The 16,707-nt window shown below is 67.6% G+C and carries 15 protein-coding genes and 1 rRNA gene; 7 read left to right on the top strand and 9 right to left on the bottom strand.

The window, feature by feature from the left end; genetic code table 11:
• Nucleotides 1-4 precede the first annotated feature (4 nt).
• Nucleotides 5-2,575: an alpha-glucan family phosphorylase gene (glgP, locus tag ACQHI0_RS34385; protein ID WP_427905827.1), complete on the bottom strand. Its 2,571-nt coding sequence runs from the start codon at nt 2,573-2,575 to the stop codon at nt 5-7.
• Nucleotides 2,576-2,611: 36 nt separating this feature from the next.
• On the bottom strand, nt 2,612-3,031 hold the full coding sequence (locus ACQHI0_RS34380; protein ID WP_427905826.1) for a VOC family protein: 420 nt from the start codon (nt 3,029-3,031) through the stop codon (nt 2,612-2,614).
• Between the two features lie 79 nt (nt 3,032-3,110).
• Here ACQHI0_RS34380 and ACQHI0_RS34375 point away from each other — a divergent pair, with 79 nt between their 5' ends.
• The 4 genes from ACQHI0_RS34375 to glgB all read left to right on the top strand — a co-directional run bounded on the left by ACQHI0_RS34375 (nt 3,111) and on the right by glgB (nt 8,615).
• Nucleotides 3,111-3,701 carry a TetR/AcrR family transcriptional regulator gene (locus ACQHI0_RS34375; RefSeq protein ID WP_427905825.1) on the top strand — a complete coding sequence of 197 codons (591 nt, stop codon included), beginning with the start codon at nt 3,111-3,113 and terminating at the stop codon, nt 3,699-3,701.
• 49 nt (nt 3,702-3,750) lie between these two features.
• Nucleotides 3,751-4,395, top strand: coding sequence for a LysE family translocator (locus ACQHI0_RS34370; RefSeq protein ID WP_427905824.1), 645 nt, complete (start codon nt 3,751-3,753; stop codon nt 4,393-4,395).
• A gap of 63 nt (nt 4,396-4,458) precedes the next feature.
• The gene (locus ACQHI0_RS34365) at nt 4,459-6,462 is read left to right on the top strand and encodes a maltotransferase domain-containing protein (RefSeq protein WP_427905823.1); all 2,004 of its coding nucleotides are present in this window, start codon (nt 4,459-4,461) and stop codon (nt 6,460-6,462) included.
• Nucleotides 6,459-8,615: a 1,4-alpha-glucan branching protein GlgB gene (gene glgB / locus ACQHI0_RS34360; protein WP_427905822.1), complete on the top strand. Its 2,157-nt coding sequence runs from the start codon at nt 6,459-6,461 to the stop codon at nt 8,613-8,615. The genes ACQHI0_RS34365 and glgB overlap by 4 nt, the downstream gene beginning before the upstream one ends.
• Here glgB and ACQHI0_RS34355 read toward each other — a convergent pair.
• The 3 genes from ACQHI0_RS34355 to ACQHI0_RS34345 all read right to left on the bottom strand — a co-directional run bounded on the left by ACQHI0_RS34355 (nt 8,612) and on the right by ACQHI0_RS34345 (nt 11,094).
• Nucleotides 8,612-9,697: a class I SAM-dependent methyltransferase gene (locus ACQHI0_RS34355; protein ID WP_427905821.1), complete on the bottom strand. Its 1,086-nt coding sequence runs from the start codon at nt 9,695-9,697 to the stop codon at nt 8,612-8,614. The two genes, glgB and ACQHI0_RS34355, sit on opposite strands and share 4 nt — an antisense overlap.
• Nucleotides 9,698-9,797: 100 nt before the next feature.
• On the bottom strand, nt 9,798-10,664 hold the full coding sequence (locus ACQHI0_RS34350; RefSeq protein ID WP_427909386.1) for a tetratricopeptide repeat protein: 867 nt from the start codon (nt 10,662-10,664) through the stop codon (nt 9,798-9,800).
• Between the two features lie 61 nt (nt 10,665-10,725).
• Nucleotides 10,726-11,094 carry a DUF3817 domain-containing protein gene (locus tag ACQHI0_RS34345; RefSeq protein WP_427905820.1) on the bottom strand — a complete coding sequence of 123 codons (369 nt, stop codon included), beginning with the start codon at nt 11,092-11,094 and terminating at the stop codon, nt 10,726-10,728.
• A gap of 197 nt (nt 11,095-11,291) precedes the next feature.
• Between ACQHI0_RS34345 and ACQHI0_RS34340 the strand changes: the two genes are divergently transcribed.
• Complete coding sequence (locus ACQHI0_RS34340) at nt 11,292-12,284, top strand: IS481 family transposase (RefSeq protein WP_427905704.1); 993 nt, start codon at nt 11,292-11,294, stop codon at nt 12,282-12,284.
• A 188-nt stretch (nt 12,285-12,472) separates the two neighbouring features.
• On the opposite strand, the gene ACQHI0_RS34335 is transcribed toward ACQHI0_RS34340, so the two are convergent.
• Nucleotides 12,473-13,654 (bottom strand): acetyl-CoA C-acetyltransferase, encoded by a 1,182-nt coding sequence (locus ACQHI0_RS34335; RefSeq protein ID WP_427905819.1) that lies wholly within the window; start codon nt 13,652-13,654, stop codon nt 12,473-12,475.
• A gap of 125 nt (nt 13,655-13,779) precedes the next feature.
• On the opposite strand from ACQHI0_RS34335, the gene mce reads away from it, so the two are divergent.
• Together mce and ACQHI0_RS34325 are read left to right on the top strand one after the other, a co-directional pair.
• Nucleotides 13,780-14,241 (top strand): methylmalonyl-CoA epimerase, encoded by a 462-nt coding sequence (gene mce / locus ACQHI0_RS34330; RefSeq protein WP_427905818.1) that lies wholly within the window; start codon nt 13,780-13,782, stop codon nt 14,239-14,241.
• A gap of 86 nt (nt 14,242-14,327) precedes the next feature.
• Nucleotides 14,328-15,323, top strand: a complete 996-nt coding sequence (locus ACQHI0_RS34325) for a hypothetical protein (protein WP_084473310.1) — start codon at nt 14,328-14,330, stop codon at nt 15,321-15,323.
• Between the two features lie 89 nt (nt 15,324-15,412).
• On the opposite strand, the gene ACQHI0_RS34320 is transcribed toward ACQHI0_RS34325, so the two are convergent.
• From ACQHI0_RS34320 to rrf, 3 genes are all read right to left on the bottom strand, one after another.
• A complete protein-coding gene (locus ACQHI0_RS34320) occupies nt 15,413-15,703 on the bottom strand; it encodes an ATP/GTP-binding protein (RefSeq protein WP_427905817.1) in 291 nt (96 codons plus the stop codon).
• An 11-nt stretch (nt 15,704-15,714) separates the two neighbouring features.
• On the bottom strand, nt 15,715-16,458 hold the full coding sequence (nucS, locus tag ACQHI0_RS34315) for an endonuclease NucS (RefSeq protein WP_427905816.1): 744 nt from the start codon (nt 16,456-16,458) through the stop codon (nt 15,715-15,717).
• Nucleotides 16,459-16,533: 75 nt separating this feature from the next.
• A 5S ribosomal RNA gene (rrf, locus tag ACQHI0_RS34310) occupies nt 16,534-16,650 on the bottom strand.
• Nucleotides 16,651-16,707 lie beyond the last annotated feature (57 nt).

The raw sequence follows: 16,707 nt of genomic DNA, 5'->3' as shown, positions 1-16,707 counted from the left end.
ACGGTTACCCGCCCGCGACCGCCACCAAGCCCAGTTCGGCGTCCGAGGCGAGCAGCTCGTTGTGCGGGAGCACCCGGACCGTGTAGCCGACCGCGCCGGACAACGGCACCGGCGCCTGGATCGAGTACAGCTCGCTGCCGTCGTCGGTGCCGGTGTGTCGCATTGCCATCGTGGTGGTGTCGGACAGGTCGTCGGTCGGCGAGACCCGGCCGAGTACCGCCTGCACCACCACGTCAGAGGGCGCGAGCCCGCCGAGGTCGATGCGCGCGTGCAGCGACAGTTCCGCGCCGATCACCGGGGTGTCGGGCAGGCCGGAGCTGTCCACCTGCGCGATCCGCACCGACGGCCACGCGGCGTCGACGCGCCTGCGGTACTCCGCGACCTGCGCGGCGGCCGCGAATTTGTCGGCGGCGGCGCGGCCGAACGCGGCGGCCGCGGGGCCGTAGTACTGCTCGGCGTAGTCGCGCACCATCCGCGAGGCCAGGACCTTCGGGCTGGTGGTTTGCAGGGTGTGGCGCACCATCTCGGTCCAGCGGACCGGCACATCGTTGGCGTCGCGGTCGTAGAAGCGCGGCGCGACAGTGCGTTCGACGAGTTCGTAGAGCGCCGAGGCCTCGAGGTCGTCGCGGCGGGATTCGTCGCGGATGCCGTCGGCGGTGGGGATGGCCCAGCCGTTCTCGCCGTCGAACATCTCGTCCCACCAGCCGTCGCGGATGGACAGGTTGAGGCCGCCGTTGAGCGCGGACTTCATCCCCGAGGTACCGCACGCCTCGAGCGGGCGCAGCGGATTGTTCAGCCACACATCACAACCCCAGTACAGGTAGCGGGCCATCGACATGTCGTAGTCGGGCAGGAAGACGATGCGATGACGCACCTGCGGATCGTCGGCGAACCGCACCACCTGCTGGATGAGTGCCTTGCCGCCGTCGTCGGCGGGGTGGCTCTTGCCCGCCACCACCAGCTGCACCGGACGTTCGGGGTCGAGCAGCAGCGCGCGCAGGCGTTCGGGGTCGCGCAGCATGAGGGTGAGCCGCTTGTAGGTGGGAACGCGGCGGGCGAAACCGATGGTGAGCACGTTCGGATCGAAGACGTCGTCGATCCAGCCGAGTTCGGCGTCGGCGGCGCCGCGCTGTCGCCAGGAATCGCGCAGCCTGCGCCGCACTTCGTCGATCAGCACGCCGCGCAACGTGTTTCGCGTCGACCACAGCTGTCCGAGGTCGACATCGCTGAGCTTCTCCCAGCCCCGCGCCTCCTCGACCAGTTCCGGGCCGACGAGTTCGCGTGCCTTGTCGATCCATTCGCGCGCGGCCCAGGTCGGGGCGTGCACGCCATTGGTGACCGAGCCGATCGGCACCTCGGCCGCGTCGAATCCCGGCCACAGCGCCGCGAACATCTCCCGGCTGACCTCACCGTGCAGTTTCGATACGCCGTTGGCGCGCTGGGCCATTCGCAGACCCATGTGCGCCATATTGAACACCGAGGGATCGCCCTCGCGGCCGAACGAAAGGATCCGGTCGACGGAAAGCCCTGGCAGCAAGGCGGATTCGGACTCGCCGTGCGAGCCACCGAAGTACCTGCGCACCAACGGCATCGGGAAACGGTCGATGCCCGCGGGGACGGGGGTGTGTGTGGTGAAGACGGTGCCCGCCCGCACCGCGGCGAGCGCGGTCTCGAAATCCAGTCCGCCCGCGATGAATTCACGCATGCGCTCGACCCCGAGGAAACCCGCGTGGCCCTCGTTCATGTGAAAGACATCGGGATCAGGGAGCCCGGTGGCGCGGGTGTAGGCGCGCACCGCGCGAACACCGCCGATCCCCGCGAGGATCTCCTGTTTGATCCGGTGATCCTGATCGCCGCCGTAGAGCCGGTCGGTGACGGCGCGCAGCTCGGGATCGTTGTCGGCGATATCGGAATCGAGCAGCAGCAATGGGATTCGGCCCACCTGCGCGATCCATACCCTGGCCCGCAACACCCGGCCTTCGGGCATACCGACGTGGATGAGCACCGGCGAACCGTCACTGGTGAGCAGCCGCAGCGGCAGACCCTGCGGGTCGAGCGCCGGGTAGTGCTCCATCTGCCAGCCGTCGGCCGACAGCGACTGCCGGAAATACCCCGAGCGGTACAGCAACCCGACGCCGATCAGCGGCAGTCCGAGATCCGAGGCCGCCTTGAGGTGATCGCCTGCGAGAATCCCGAGCCCGCCGGAGTAGTTCGGCAGCACCTCGGTGACACCGAACTCCATCGAGAAGTACGCGATCCCCGCGACATCGGTCCCGGTCTGCTCCTGGAACCAGCGCGGCCGAGTCAGGTAGTCCCGCAGGCCCGCGGCGGCCGCGTCGACCCGCGCGATATACCCGGGATCGGCGGCGAGCTCATCGAGCCGCTCGGCGGGCACCTCCCCCAGCATCCGCACCGGGTCCTGCCCGACGGTCCGCCACAGCTCCGGATCGAGCTCGGCGAACAGATCCTGCGTCGGGCCGTGCCACGACCACCGCAGGTTGGTGGACAACTCACCCAGCGCGGCAAGCCGCTCCGGCAGATGAGCACGGACAGTGAACCGACGGAGTGCCTTCACCCCGGAAGAATAAACGATCGCGCGAGCGCGGGGGGTCTAGGTGAACTGGGCGGCGAACTCGGGACTCGGCGGGATCTCGGTGATCACGTCGATCAGGACACCGACGGGATCGGCGACGATGAAGTGACGTTGGCCGAAGTCTTCGGTGCGCAGCTCGAGTTCGGGGCGCAGGCCGCCGGTTCGCACGAGCCGGTCCCACTCGGCGTCGACGTCGTCGACCTCGAAGTTGAGCAGCAGGCCCTGGACCGGTTTGCCGAAGCCGGCCGGGATCGTGGGGTGGGTGGGGTCGAGCAGTGCCAGTTCGTAGGACGGTTCGCCGGCAGCGCCGGGCCGCCGCAGGCTGACGTACCAGTCCGCCTCGAAGACGATCTCGAAGCCGAACCAGGTCGTGTAGAAGTCGCGCGAGTCCGCGATCCGGCTGGTGGCGAGCACGGGGTAGTAGCTGCTGAGTTTCATGAGTTCACCTTTCACATACCGTTGGTATGTATCGTACGATAGTTCACATACCACCGGTAGGTCAATGGGAGGACGGTCGATGACGTCGACGGCACGGACGCGGCAACGCGAACAGACGCGGCGCATCCTGCTGCACGAGACCAGGGCGCTGTTCGCCGCGAAAGGCTATGCCGCCGTTGGCTTGTCGGAGATCGTGACGGCGGCCGGAGTCACCAAGGGCGCGCTCTACCACCACTTCGACAGCAAGGCCGACCTGTTCCGCGCGGTACTCACTGAGCTACAGGAGGAGGTCGGCGCGCAGGTGGCCGCCGCCGCGGACGCCGAGCCCGACCCCTGGACGCAGCTCACCGCCGGCTGCGCCGCGTTCCTGCGCGCCTGCGCCGATCCCCTCGTCCAGCGGATCCTGCTGATCGACGGTCCCGCCGTCCTCGGCTGGCACGAATGGCGTGCCATGGACGAGGCCAATTCGGCCCGCCACCTCCACGAGGCACTGCGATCCCTCGTCGACGCCGGTGTTCTCCCTCCACAGCCGGTCGCCCCACTGACCCAGCTGCTGTCCGGCGCGATGAACGAAGCCGCCCTGTGGCTGGCAACCACCACCGACCCCGACGCGCTGACCGACACCATCGCCGCTCTCGACCGACTCCTCGCGGGCCTGCGTACCACCTGACCCACGAAACCGTTCGCCACAGCCCGGCACTCCGTGCCACCATGCACCGATGCCGCACTGGGTCGATGTCCTCCCCGAATTCTTGGTCGCCGCCATCATCTTGGCCGCGCTTCCTGGACCAGCCACGGCGCTGTTTCTGCAGCGATCGGTACGCGACGGGCGAACCGCCGGTCTGGCCGCCGTGGTCGGCAACGAGATCGGCATTCTCGGCTGGACGCTCGCGGGCGGCACCGGGCTGTCGATCCTGCTGGCTGCCAACCGCTGGCTCAACACCACCATGCACATCGTCGGCGCCGCCGTCCTGATCTGGCTGGGTGTGCAGTCCTGGCGCCACGCCCGCGGCCATCACGACGACTTCGGCGCCGCCCTCACCGCGAAACTCCCCGGCGGCAACACCCCAGCGGCCGCCTTCCGCGCCTCACTGATCTCGATCGCCGCCAACCCGAAGGCCGCCGTCTTCGGCATGACGATCCTGCCGCAGTTCCTCCCGGACGAAGGCTCCGTCCTGCCCACCCTGCTCATCCTCGCCACCATCCAGGTCATCGTCGACGGCGCCTGGTGCGTCGGTGTGGTCCTGGCGGCGGACCGGGCGGGCGCATGGCTGCGCCGCGCGACAATCCGTCAGCGGATGGAACGAACCCTCGCCGCCATCCTGGTAGCCCTCGGCCTCGGCCTGGCCGCGGATACCCGCTGAACACCCCGTCCACCCCCAGCCGCCGAAGCTCCCCACCCAGCGAAAATGCAGTAAGTTAGCCGAGTGACCGGCCGGATAGCCATCGATGACATCGCCCCGTCCATCCCCGGCGGCCGCCCGGCCAAAGCCGCAGTCGGCGAGGTGTTCCCCGTCCGCGCCGTCGTCTGGCGCGAGGGCCACGACGCGGTAGCTGCGACCCTGGCGGTCCGAGCGCCCGGCTCCTCCCGGATCACCCGCATCCGGATGTCGCCGGACTACCAGCCCGACGTCTTCAACGCCGTCTTCACCCCGCACCTCCCCGGCGTGTGGACCTACCGCATCGAAGGCTGGAGCGACCCGCTCGCCACCTGGCGCAGCGCGGTCGAGGCGAAGCTGTCGGTCGGCCAATCCGCCGCCGACCTCGCCAACGACCTCGAGACCGGCGCCATCCTGTTCGAACGCGCCGCCCAGGCCGTCCCGAAGAAACAGTTCGAACGCCTCCGCGCCGCCGCCACCGCCTTGCGCGGCGACGAACAGCTACCGGCCCGGGTAGCCCCCGCGTTCTCCGCGGAGGTCGCCGAGATCCTGCGTGCCACTCCGTTGCGCGAGATGGTCACCCGCGGCACCCAGTTCTCGGTCCTGGTCGAACGTCGCCGTGCCCTGGTCGGCTCCTGGTACGAGTTCTTCCCGCGCTCCACCGGCGGCCGCGACGCCGACGGCAACCCGATCCACGGCACCTTCGCCACGGCGGCCAGGGAACTCCCCCGCATCGCGGGCATGGGGTTCGACGTCGTCTACCTCCCGCCGATCCATCCGGTCGGCGCGGTAAACCGCAAGGGCCGCAACAACACTCTCACCACCGAGCCCGGCGACGTGGGCTCCCCCTGGGCCATCGGCTCGGCAGACGGCGGACACGATGCCGTGAACCCGCTGCTGGGCACCGAGCGGGACTTCACCGAATTCGTGACCGAGGCAACGGCTCTCGGCCTCGATGTCGCCATCGACCTGGCCCTGCAATGCGCCCCCGACCACCCGTGGGTCGCCGCCCACCCGGAATGGTTCACCACCCTGCCCGACGGCACAATCGCCTACGCCGAGAACCCACCGAAGAAGTACCAGGACATCTACCCGGTCAACTTCGACAACGACCCCGACGGTCTCTACGCCGAGATCCTGCGCGTGGTACGGCACTGGATCTCCTTGGGCGTCACCATCTTCCGCGTCGACAATCCACACACCAAGCCCGCCGACTTCTGGGAGTGGCTGATCACCGAGCTGCGCCGCACCGACCCCGACGTGATCTTCCTGTCCGAAGCGTTCACCCGCCCCGCCCGGCTCTACGGCCTGGCGCGCCGCGGCTTCAGCCAGTCGTACACGTATTTCACCTGGCGCGTACACAAGTGGGAACTCACCGAGTTCGGCCACGAGATCGCCGCCAAGGCCGACGAGGCCAGGCCGAATCTGTTCGTGAACACACCGGACATCCTGCACGAAAGTCTGCAGCACGGCGGTCCCGGCATGTTCGCCATCCGCGCCGCCCTCGCCGCCACCCTCGCGCCCACCTGGGGTGTCTACTCCGGTTTCGAACTGTTCGAACACGAGGCGGTCCGCGAGGGCAGCGAGGAATACCTCGATTCGGAGAAGTACGAACTACGTCCCCGCGATTTCGCCGGCGCCCTGGAACGCGGTGAATCGCTGGAACCGTGGCTCACCCGCCTCAACGAGATCCGCCGCAATCACCCCGCGCTGCAACAGTTGCGCTGCATCCACTTCCACCACGTCGACAACGACGCGCTGATCGCCTACTCCAAGATCGACCCGGACACCGGCGACGCCGTCCTGATCATCGTCAACCTGAACCCGTACACCGCTGAGCAGGGCCATATTTCGCTCGATCTCCCCGCGATCGGCCGAGAATGGCACGACCACCCGGTGGTCTTCGACGAGGTCAGCGGCGAGGAATACCACTGGGGCCAGCGCAATTTCGTGCGCCTCGACCCCGCGCGGGCGGTCGCGCACATCCTGGCGCTGCCTGCCGTCCCGGCCGCCGCGCGCGCACCGCTGGCCTACCGCGAGACCCTGCGATGAAGCGCCGCGATCTCCTGCTGCTCGCCGCGGGCACCCACCCCGACCCGCACACCGTCCTCGGCGCGCACGCCCATGCCGACGGCACCGCGGTCCGGGTCTTGCGCCCACACGCCGACACCGTCACCGTGCTCGTCGGCGAGGCCGAACATCGGCTGAAGTCATTGGGCCACGGCATTTTCGACGCGGTCCTGCCATATCCGCGGATCGACGACTACCGTGTCCGCAGCGAATACCCCGGCGGCCAGACCGTGCTCTCCGCCGACGGCTACCGCTTCCTGCCCACTGTCGGCGAATTCGACCTGCACCTCATCGGCGAGGGCCGCCACACCCGCCTCTGGGAGGTACTCGGCGCCCACCCCCGCCACTACACCACCCTCGACGGCGAGGTCGACGGTACCTCCTTCGCGGTATGGGCGCCGAATGCCCGCGGCGTCACCGTCTTCGGCGATTTCGACCACTGGAGCGGCACCTCCGCCCCGATGCGCGCACTGGGCAGCTCCGGAGTGTGGGAGGTGTTCGTGCCGGGCGTCGGGCCTGGCACGCGCTACAAGTACCGGATCCACGGCGCCGACGGCCGGGTCATGGATCATGCCGACCCCCTTGCCTTTTCGACCGAGGTACCGCCCGCGACCGCCTCGGTGGTGACCCGCGCCGACCACGTGTGGACCGACAGCGACTGGCTCGACCGCCGCGCGAAAACCGACGCGGTTCGCTCTCCGATGAGCGCCTACGAGATCCACCTCGGTTCCTGGCGCCCCGGCCTCGACTATCGCGAATTGGCCCATCAGCTGGCCGATTACATCCAGTCCACCGGATTCACCCACGTCGAACTGCTGCCCGTCGCCGAGCACCCGTTCGGCGGGTCATGGGGCTACCAGGTCACCTCGTACTACGCCCCGACCTCGCGATTCGGCAGCCCGGACGACTTCCGCTACTTCGTCGACCACCTGCACAACGCGGGTATCGGCGTGCTACTCGACTGGGTCCCCGCGCACTTCCCCCGCGACGAATGGGCACTGGCCCGTTTCGACGGCACCCCGCTGTATGAACACCCTGACCCCCGCCGCGGCGAGCAACTCGACTGGGGCACTTATATTTTCGACTTCGGGCGCAACGAGGTCCGCAACTTCCTGGTCGCCAACGCCGCCTTCTGGATCTCCGAATTCCACATCGACGGCCTGCGTGTCGACGCCGTCGCCTCGATGCTGTACCTGGACTACTCCCGCCCCGAGGGCGGTTGGGAGCCGAATATCTATGGCGGCCGGGAGAATCTGGAAGCGGTCGAATTCCTGCAGGAACTCAACGACACCGTGCACAGCGCCCACCCCGGCGTGGTCACCATCGCCGAGGAGTCGACCACCTGGCCCGGCGTCACCCGCGGCACCGATGTCGGCGGTCTCGGTTTCACCATGAAGTGGAACATGGGCTGGATGCACGACACCCTCGGCTACCTGGGCCGCGACCCGATCCACCGCTCCTGGCATCACAACGAGATGACGTTCTCGCTGGTCTACGCGTGGAGCGAGAACTATGTGCTGCCGGTCAGCCACGACGAGGTCGTGCACGGCAAAGGCACCCTGTGGACGCGCATGCCCGGCGACGACTTCGCCAAGGCGAGCGGCGTGCGCGCCCTGCTCGCCTACATGTGGTCCCACCCCGGCAAGCAACTGCTGTTCATGGGCCAGGAATTCGGCCAGTTCCGCGAATGGGACAACGACCGCGGCCTCGACTGGCAGGAACTGGAAAACCCACTCCACCAGGGCATTTCAACGATGGTCGCCGACCTGAACCGTACCTACGCCGCCCACCCCGCGCTGTGGACCCAAGATGCCACCCCGGGCGGGCACTCCTGGATCGAAGCCGACGACAGCGCGGCCAACGTCTTCGCCTTCCTCCGCTGGGGCACCGACGGCAGCGCGGTGGCCGCCGTCTTCAACTTCTCCGGCTCCACCCGCGAGAACTACCGAATCGGATTACCCCGCATCGGTTCCTGGCAGGAGATCCTCAACACCGATGCCGCCGAGTACGCGGGCTCCGGCATCGGCAACCTCGGCGCCGTCACCGCCGGCGACACCCCGTGGCACGGTCAACCCTGTTCGGCGACAGTCACGCTGGCGCCGAACAGTGCCCTCTGGCTCAGCTCACCGGCCTAGCTCTTGTGCGCGATGTAATAGGTGTTGAGCGGGTCGCCGTCCACATGGCGGGTCAGCACCTCGGTGAAACCGGCATCGGCCAGCATCGACAGCGCGCGCTGCTCGCCCCAGACCGTGCCGAGCCCGTCGCCACCCTGCCCGAGCGAGACCGACATGCAGTGCATCGTCGACACGGTGTAGAGGAACGGGCCGAGCGGTAGGTCGAGATTCTCCTCGAGCATGCTCGAGGCGTGGATGTCCACCATCAGGAAGACTCCGCCGGGGCGGAGGGCTTCCGCGATATTGCCGAGTACGAGCGCGGGGTGCGCCTGATCGTGGATGGCATCGAAAACGGTGATCAGATCACAGGATTCGGGCACATGCAGGTCCGCGACATCACGCACGGCGAACTCGACATTGGTCAGTCCCATGGCGGCCGCTTCGGCCACGCCCACCTCGACCGCGTCCGCGGAGAAGTCGTATCCGGTGAACCTGCTCGCCGGATAGGCCCGCGCCATCAGGTTCACGGCATGTCCACTGCCGCAGGCGATATCGGCTACGTCGATGCCGGTCCGCAGTCGCTCGGGCAGGCCGGGCGCCATCGGCAGGATCACCTCGACCAACGCGGCGTCGAACACCTCCGCGCTCTCCTCCGCCATCAGCGCGTGGAACCGTCCGTAGTCCTGGTACGACAGGCCGCCACCCACGCGGAACCGTTCGACGATCTTCGGCTCCACCTCGCCGAGCTGGGCGATGAACTGCATGACGCGGGCCAGGTTGTCCGGTCCGGCGGCTCTGGTCAGGCTCGCCGCGTGCGCGGGCGGCAGGGTGTAGGTCGCGGTGGCCGGGTCGTAGTCCACGATGGCGGCGGTGGTGACGGCGCCGAGCCATTCGCGCACGTACCGCTCGTCCAGCCCGGCCGCTTCGGCGAGCTCTGCACTGGTCGCGCCGGGGTGGGCGACCATCGTGTCGAACAGGCCGACCTGGTGGCCCATGCTGAGCATCAGCGCGGTACTCGCCTGATCGAGCACCCCGATCATCTTCCCAGCGAAGGCTTCCACGTCGGCCCGGTCCACCGCCGCCGAGTGGTCGAGTGAAGTCATGACGTACTCCTCGAATCAGCTCGCGACGGGCGCCGCGGGTCTATCAGGAAATACGCGGAGGCCGCCCCGGCAGTTCAGCCGGGACGGCCACGAAGCGGTTTCAGTACAGGGCGGCGGCGAGCTTGCGCCGGGCGGCGATCACGAAGGGCTCGGCGGGGTCGAACAGCTCGAACAGTTCGAGCAGGCGGGTGCGGGCCTTGGTGCGGTCGTCGCCCGCGGTGCGCTTGATGACGGCGATGATCCGCTCGAAAGCGGCCTCGGGGCGCTGTTCGAACATTTCGATGTCGGCGGCGTCGAGCGCGGCGTCCAGATTCGCCGGGTCGGCGTCGGCGGTGGCGACCACCGCCGGGTCGAGCTGCTGGGCCCTGGTCAGGAAGCGCAGCTGGCGCAGCGCCGCCTTGGCCTCCTCGTTGCCGGGCTCCTCGGCGATGATCGCCTCGTAGGCCGCTTCGGCGCCGGCGAAGTCACCTTCGGACAGCTTGTCCTCGGCGTCGACGAAGCGCGGGTCCTCGACCTCGGGTTCGGCGGGGGCGGCACCGGGGTCACCCTCGAGCTTGCCCGCGGTCGCGTCCATGACCGCGTCGAGCCACTGGCGCACCTGCGGGTCGGGCTGGGCGCCCTCGAAGTCGGCCAGCGGCTGCCCGCCCGCCACCGCGATCACCGTCGGGATGCCCTGCACGCGCAGCGCCTGGACGATGTTCATATTGGCTTCGGCCTCGATCACGGCCAGGTCCCAGGAACCGCCGTCTTCGGCGTTGAACCGTTCCAGCGTGCGAACCAGCTCGACGCTGCCCGCGCTGCGCTGCGAGAACAGCGCGACCACCACGGGCACCTGTGTCGAGCGCCGGATCACCTTGGCTTCGAAGTCCGCCTCGGTGACCGTGTGGTTCCCCGCGGCCGGAGCAGCGGCGCCGCCGGGTGCGGCGGGCGGCTGCTTCAGCGCGGACAGATCCACCGCACCGGACATGGCGGCAGCGGCGACGGGCGAAGGACGGCGGGCAGCGGGTCGAGTCACGCTTTCCAGTTTGTCACGAAGCCGTCGGGGCGGCAGCCGCGGAGCCCTTGCTCGCGTCCGCGCTCAGCTCGCCGAGCTGACCGGTGCGCACCGCCCAGACCTCGAAGATCACGGTGAACAGCGGCGGAATGCTCGACGCCAGCGCCAGCACCGTGGTCAACCAGTTCCACTTCAGCTCCCGCGCGGCCAACAGCGCCGAGATCACGAACAGCACGAAGATCGCCCCGTGCACCGGCCCGAAGATCTTCACGCCGATCTCGTTGCCCTCCGCGGGCAGGTACTTGAACGCCATACCGGTCAGCAGACCGATCCAGGACAGCGCCTCGAGCACCGCGAAGAACCGAAACCGACTGGCCGTAGACCGCAAATCGAAGAAACCCATGCCCCCATTGTGCCGGACCGATTACGACACCGCGTAGTGGACCCCGAAGCCGCCATGACCGCACTCCCAACCCCCACCCGCGACCCCTAGGTGTGTTGACCATGCAGGTTGGTAACGGCGTGGCGAGCTGACATGGCGAAGACCTCCGAGTGAGATGCGAGCTGTCTAAGGAACGCGTCTCTCAACGGAGGTCTTCAATGACACACCGTAATGCACCCCTGACCGAACTCGGCCGTCTACGACTAGCCCGCTGTGTCATCGACGACGGCTGGCCACTACGACGGGCAGCCGAACGATTCCAAGTCTCACCCACCACCGCCGCCCGCTGGGCCAACCGCTACCGCCACCACGGTGCCGCCGCCATGTCAGATTTGTCGTCGCGCCCCCACCACAGCCCAACCAAAACTCCGACCCGCACCGAACGCCGGATCATCAAAATCCGAGTCCAACGCCGGTGGGGACCAGCACGGATCGCCTACCTACTCGGTTTGCATCCCTCGACAGTGCACCGAGTGTTGACACGCTACAAACTGGCCCGCCTGGCCTGGCTCGACCGCACCACCGGCACCCCGATCCGCCGCTACGAACACGATCACCCCGGCGACCTGGTCCATGTCGATATCAAAAAGCTGGGCAACATCCCCGACGGCGGCGGGGCCCGCGCGGTCGGGCAAAAACTCGGGCGCACCAACCGCACCCGGACCGCGGGCAAAACTCTCGACAGCCGTGGCCACAGCCATCTGGGCTACAGCTACCTCCACAACGCCATCGATGACCATTCCCGCCTCGCCTACACCGAGATCCTGCCCAACGAACGCAAGGAAACCGCTGCCGGGTTCTGGCAACGAGCCCAGAAGTTCTTCTCCACCAACGGGATCACCGTCAAACGAGTCCTGACCGACAACGGTCCCTGCTACCGGTCCCGGCTCTGGGCCCAGACGATGACCGCGGCCTCGATCACCCATAAACGGACCCGCCCTTACCGGCCACAAACCAACGGCAAGGTCGAACGGTTCAACCGCACCCTTGTCGATGAATGGGCCTATGCCCGCGCTTACCGGTCAGAGACCGAACGCCGAGCCGCGTTCACCGAGTGGCTCCATACCTACAATCACCACCGAGCCCACACCGCACTCGGAGGACGTCCGCCAGCTAGCCGCGTCCCTAACCTCTCAGGTCAACACACCTAGGGAGCGGCGGCCACGCAGTGGCCGGTCGCGGCCGGGTCGCCGGTTAGCCGCCGGGGCGTAGGCGACGAAGGAGCAAGCCCCGGTGGCTAACCGGCGGCCCCTTGGGGCCGCGACTCGAGCGCGCCAGCGCTCCAATAAACACAGCGTCAAACCTGCCTGGGACTACTAGACCCCAGATCAGAACCGAACTACGGAACCCGAATGATCAGCGCGTCACCCTGACCGCCACCGCCACACAGCGCGGCAGCACCCACCCCACCACCGCGACGCTTCAGCTCCAGCGCCAGGTGCAGCAGGATGCGCGCGCCGGACATGCCGAGCGGGTGCCCGATGGCGATCGCGCCACCGTTGACATTGACCTTCTCCGGGTCGTAGCCGAGCTTGCGAGTGGAAGACACACCCACAGCCGCGAACGCCTCGTTGATCTCGATCAGGTCCAGATCGGCGGGCGTGATGCCCTCCTTCGCGCACGCGGCGAGGATGGCGTTGGCAGGCTGATCCTGCAGGGTCGAATCCGGCCCGGCGACCTGACCCGAGGCACCGATCTCGGCGATCCACTCCAGACCCAGCTCTTCGGCCTTGGCCTTGCTCATCACGATCACCGCGGCCGCGCCGTCGGAGATCTGCGAGGCGGTGCCCGCGGTGACGGTGCCGTCCTTGCGGAACGCCGGCCGCAGCTTGCCCAGCGACTCGACGGTGGTATCGGCGCGAATGCCCTCGTCCTCGGTCACGTACACCGGGTCACCCTTGCGCTGCGGCACGGCGACCGGCACGACCTCGTCGTCGAATAGCCCGTTCTTCCACGCGGCGGCGGCGCGCTGGTGCGAGGCCGCGGCCAGCGCGTCCTGCTCCTCGCGGCTCACCTTGTCCAGGTCGTTGCGATCCTCGGTGAGCAGGCCCATGGCCTGGTCGGTGATCACGTCGTGCAGGCCGTCGTAGGCCATGTGGTCGACGAGGGTGGTGTCGCCGTACTTGAAACCCTCGCGGCTCTTGGGCAGCAGGTGCGGGGTCTGGCTCATCGATTCCATGCCACCGGCGACCACGATCTCGTGCTCGCCGGCGCGAATCAGCTGATCGGCCAGGGCGATCGCGTTGATGCCCGACAGGCAGACCTTGTTGATCAGGACCGACGGCACGTCCATCGGAATGCCCGCGGCGATGGCGGCCTGACGCGCGGGCAGCTGCCCACCGCCTGCCTGCAGCACCTGACCCAGGATCACGTACTCGACCTGTTCGGGCGCGACGCCGCCCTTCTCGAGCGCGGCCTTGATCGCCACCCCGGCCAGATCCGAGGCCTTGAAGCCCTTCAAACCGCCGAGCAGCCGACCGACCGGGGTACGCGCACCGGACACGATGACAGAAGTGGTCACGAAAGCCTCGCATTCATTGAGTCGAACCTCGCCGGACGCAGGCGGCATCGCCGCACGGGTTCAGGAGTTGACCTCCACGGTAACCGGTATCAGCGCGCAGGCGGCACGCAGGTTAGCTTCGTGGGGTGACCAACGAGAACTTCATCCCAGCCGATTACGTCATCGCCATCGACCACGTGGGCATCGCGGTGCCCGACCTCGACATCGCCGTGGCGTGGTACACCGACAATCTCGGCATGGTCGAGACCCACCGCGAGGTGAACGAGGCCCAGGGCGTCGTCGAGGCGATGCTGTCGTGCCCCGCCGCCGCCGACCGTGCGACCGCCCTGCAGTTGCTGGCCCCGCTCACCCCCGAGTCGACCATCGCCAAATTCATCGACCGCAGCGGCCCCGGACTGCAGCAGCTGGCCTACCGGGTCACCGATATCGAGGCGGTTTCGGGCTTCCTGCGCGGGCGCGGCGTGCGTTTGCTGTACGAAGCCCCACGTCACGGAACCGCCGATTCCCGCATCAATTTCATCCATCCGAAGGATGCTGGCGGTGTGCTGGTCGAGCTCGTCGAGCCGAACCCCGATGTTACGCACTAGTACAGCGGTACGGTCGGTTTATCTCGGCGGGATCACATTCGCAGTCGAGTCTCCATTGGCTCGCTCGAGGCTGTATTTTGTGTGCCATGTCGTCACCTGAGTCCGATCGCAATCGCTTCGTTGCACTGCCCTTCACCGTTGTGCGCAAGGGTTATGCGCAAGACGAGGTGCGCAACTACTTCGACCGCTTCGACGCTGAGCTCCGCGTCACCGCCACCGACCGGGATGCTGCCGCCGCGCAGGCCCGCAATCTCGCCAGCCAGCTGGAAGATGCACGTGACGAGATCGACGAGCTCCGCAAGGAGGTCGACCGGCTTTCCGTGCCGCCGACCACCGCCGAAGGCATGTCCGACCGCATCTCGCGCATGCTGCGCCTCGCCTCGGACGAAGCGTCCGAGGTCCGCGCGCTCGCGCAGGCCGAGGCCGCAGAGATGGTGTCGATCGCCGAGCAGCAGGCCACCGAGATGCGTGGCAAGTACGAGTCGCTGCTCGCGGAGACCAAGGAGAAGCGCGAGGCGCTCGAGATCGAGTTCGAGCAGACCCTCGCGAACGCGCGCACCGAGTCGGCCAAGATCATCGAAGCCGCCCAAGCCGATGTCGAACGTCTTGGCAAGGAGGCCGAAGCCAAGCGCAAGGCCACCCAGCAGGACTTCGAGGCCACCATGAACGATCGGCGCACCAAGCTGACTCGTGCCATGGAGGAGCTCGAGGCCACCAGTCGCGCCGAGGCCGCCCAGCGGATCAAGGACGCGACCGATGAGTCGAACCGTCTCATCAGCTCCGCCACCCAGACCTCCGAGCGCAAGATCGCGCACGCGAAGGAACTGGCCGAGGAGATGCGCGTGCTGCGCGGCCGGGTGCTCGCCCAGCTGCTCGGTATCCGCGGTCAGCTCGATTCGGTGCCCGCCATGCTCGCCGCCGTCAACCGCGAGAGCGAACTGCTCGACGGCACGCCTGAGCGCAAGTCGATCAGCAACAACGGCAACAAGTCGGTCTCGAGCTCGCGCCAGAACAAGGCCATCCCGGAGGTCGCCGACGAGGACATCGTCGATGAGGACCGCGAGAGCGCTGACGTCAACTAACCGACTGTCGGACTCGTAACGACATTCACCTGGAAACCGAAGGCCGCCTCGAATCATCGAGGCGGCCTTCGGTTTTCGGTGCTGTGGAGTCAGGACCAGCGGCGGGTGATGCCGCGGGTGCGTCTGCCGTTCCAGCAACCCTGGTGCCAGTGTCTGCGGTCGTCCTCGCCACCCTCGGCGGCCCAGGCGACGATATGGGCGACACCGGCCGCGATCTCGTGGTCGCAACCGGGACACCGATAGGTCTTCACCGCACGGGCGCCGGGAACCGTTCGCACGATATAGGTTTCGTCGCCCGGTCCGTCCTCGGTGCGGCCGTACACATCACCGATCGGCCTCGGCCCCGTAGAACGGCCGCTGCGCGGTCTACGTCGCGCCATGCCCACTCCTCCTAGAACAGGCGGAAAACGTTGCTCTCCGTGCCACGTAGCTCGTCGTAATCGAGCGTGAGGCAGCGAATTCCACGGTACTCGGCCAGCGTCTTCGCCTGCGGCTTGATCTGCTGCGCCGCGAACACCCCGGCCACCGGGGCGAGCAGCGGGTCACGGTTGAGCAGTTCGAGGTAGCGGGTGAGCTGCTCGACACCGTCGATGTCACCGCGTCGCTTGATCTCCACCGCCACCGTGGCGCCGTCGGCATCGCGGCACAGCAGGTCCACCGGGCCGATCGCGGTCATGTACTCGCGCCGCACCAGGGTGTACCCCTCCCCGAGCTTCGTCACGTGCTCGGCGAGCAGCTCCTGCAGATGCGCTTCGACACCGTCTTTCACCAGACCGGGATCGACGCCGAGCTCATGCGAGGAATCGTGCTCGATCTCCTCGATGGTGATCCGCAATTCCTCGCCGGCTTTGTTGGTCACCACCCACAGCGCCTTGGCCGTCACCGGCTCCGCTGTCTGCTCCTCGCGTAGGGGCCGCACACCGGCAGGCAACTCGGCGGGCATCGCGTCGGGCACGTCCTGCTCCACCAGCCAGCACGGCGGGCTCATCCAGTTCAGCGGCTTGTACGAGCCGCCGTCGGAGTGCACGAGCACCGACCCGTCGGCCTTGATCAGCAACAGCCGTCGAGCCATCGGGAGGTGGGCGGTCAGTCGACCGACATAGTCGACCTGGCAACGAGCAATGACGAGGCGCACCCAAGCACTGTAGGCGACGGTTCCGGGAACGCAAAAAGGCCCCCAACCAATGGTTGAGGGCCTTTCGCAATGATGTTCCGGCAGTGTCCTACTCTCCCACACCCTGTCGAGTGCAGTACCATCGGCGCAGGTGGCCTTAGCTTCCGGGTTCGGAATGGGACCGGGCGTTTCCCCACCGCTATAACTACCGTAACTCTATGAAACTAGACAGCGCTCCCCACACAACAACCCCAAAAAAGGTCTGTGTGA

Origin of the sequence: Nocardia sp. FBN12 (genome assembly GCF_050320175.1) — a bacterium.
In the GTDB taxonomy this organism is placed as follows: Bacteria; Actinomycetota; Actinomycetes; order Mycobacteriales; family Mycobacteriaceae; genus Nocardia.
This window is presented reverse-complemented; position numbering and strand designations above follow the sequence as displayed.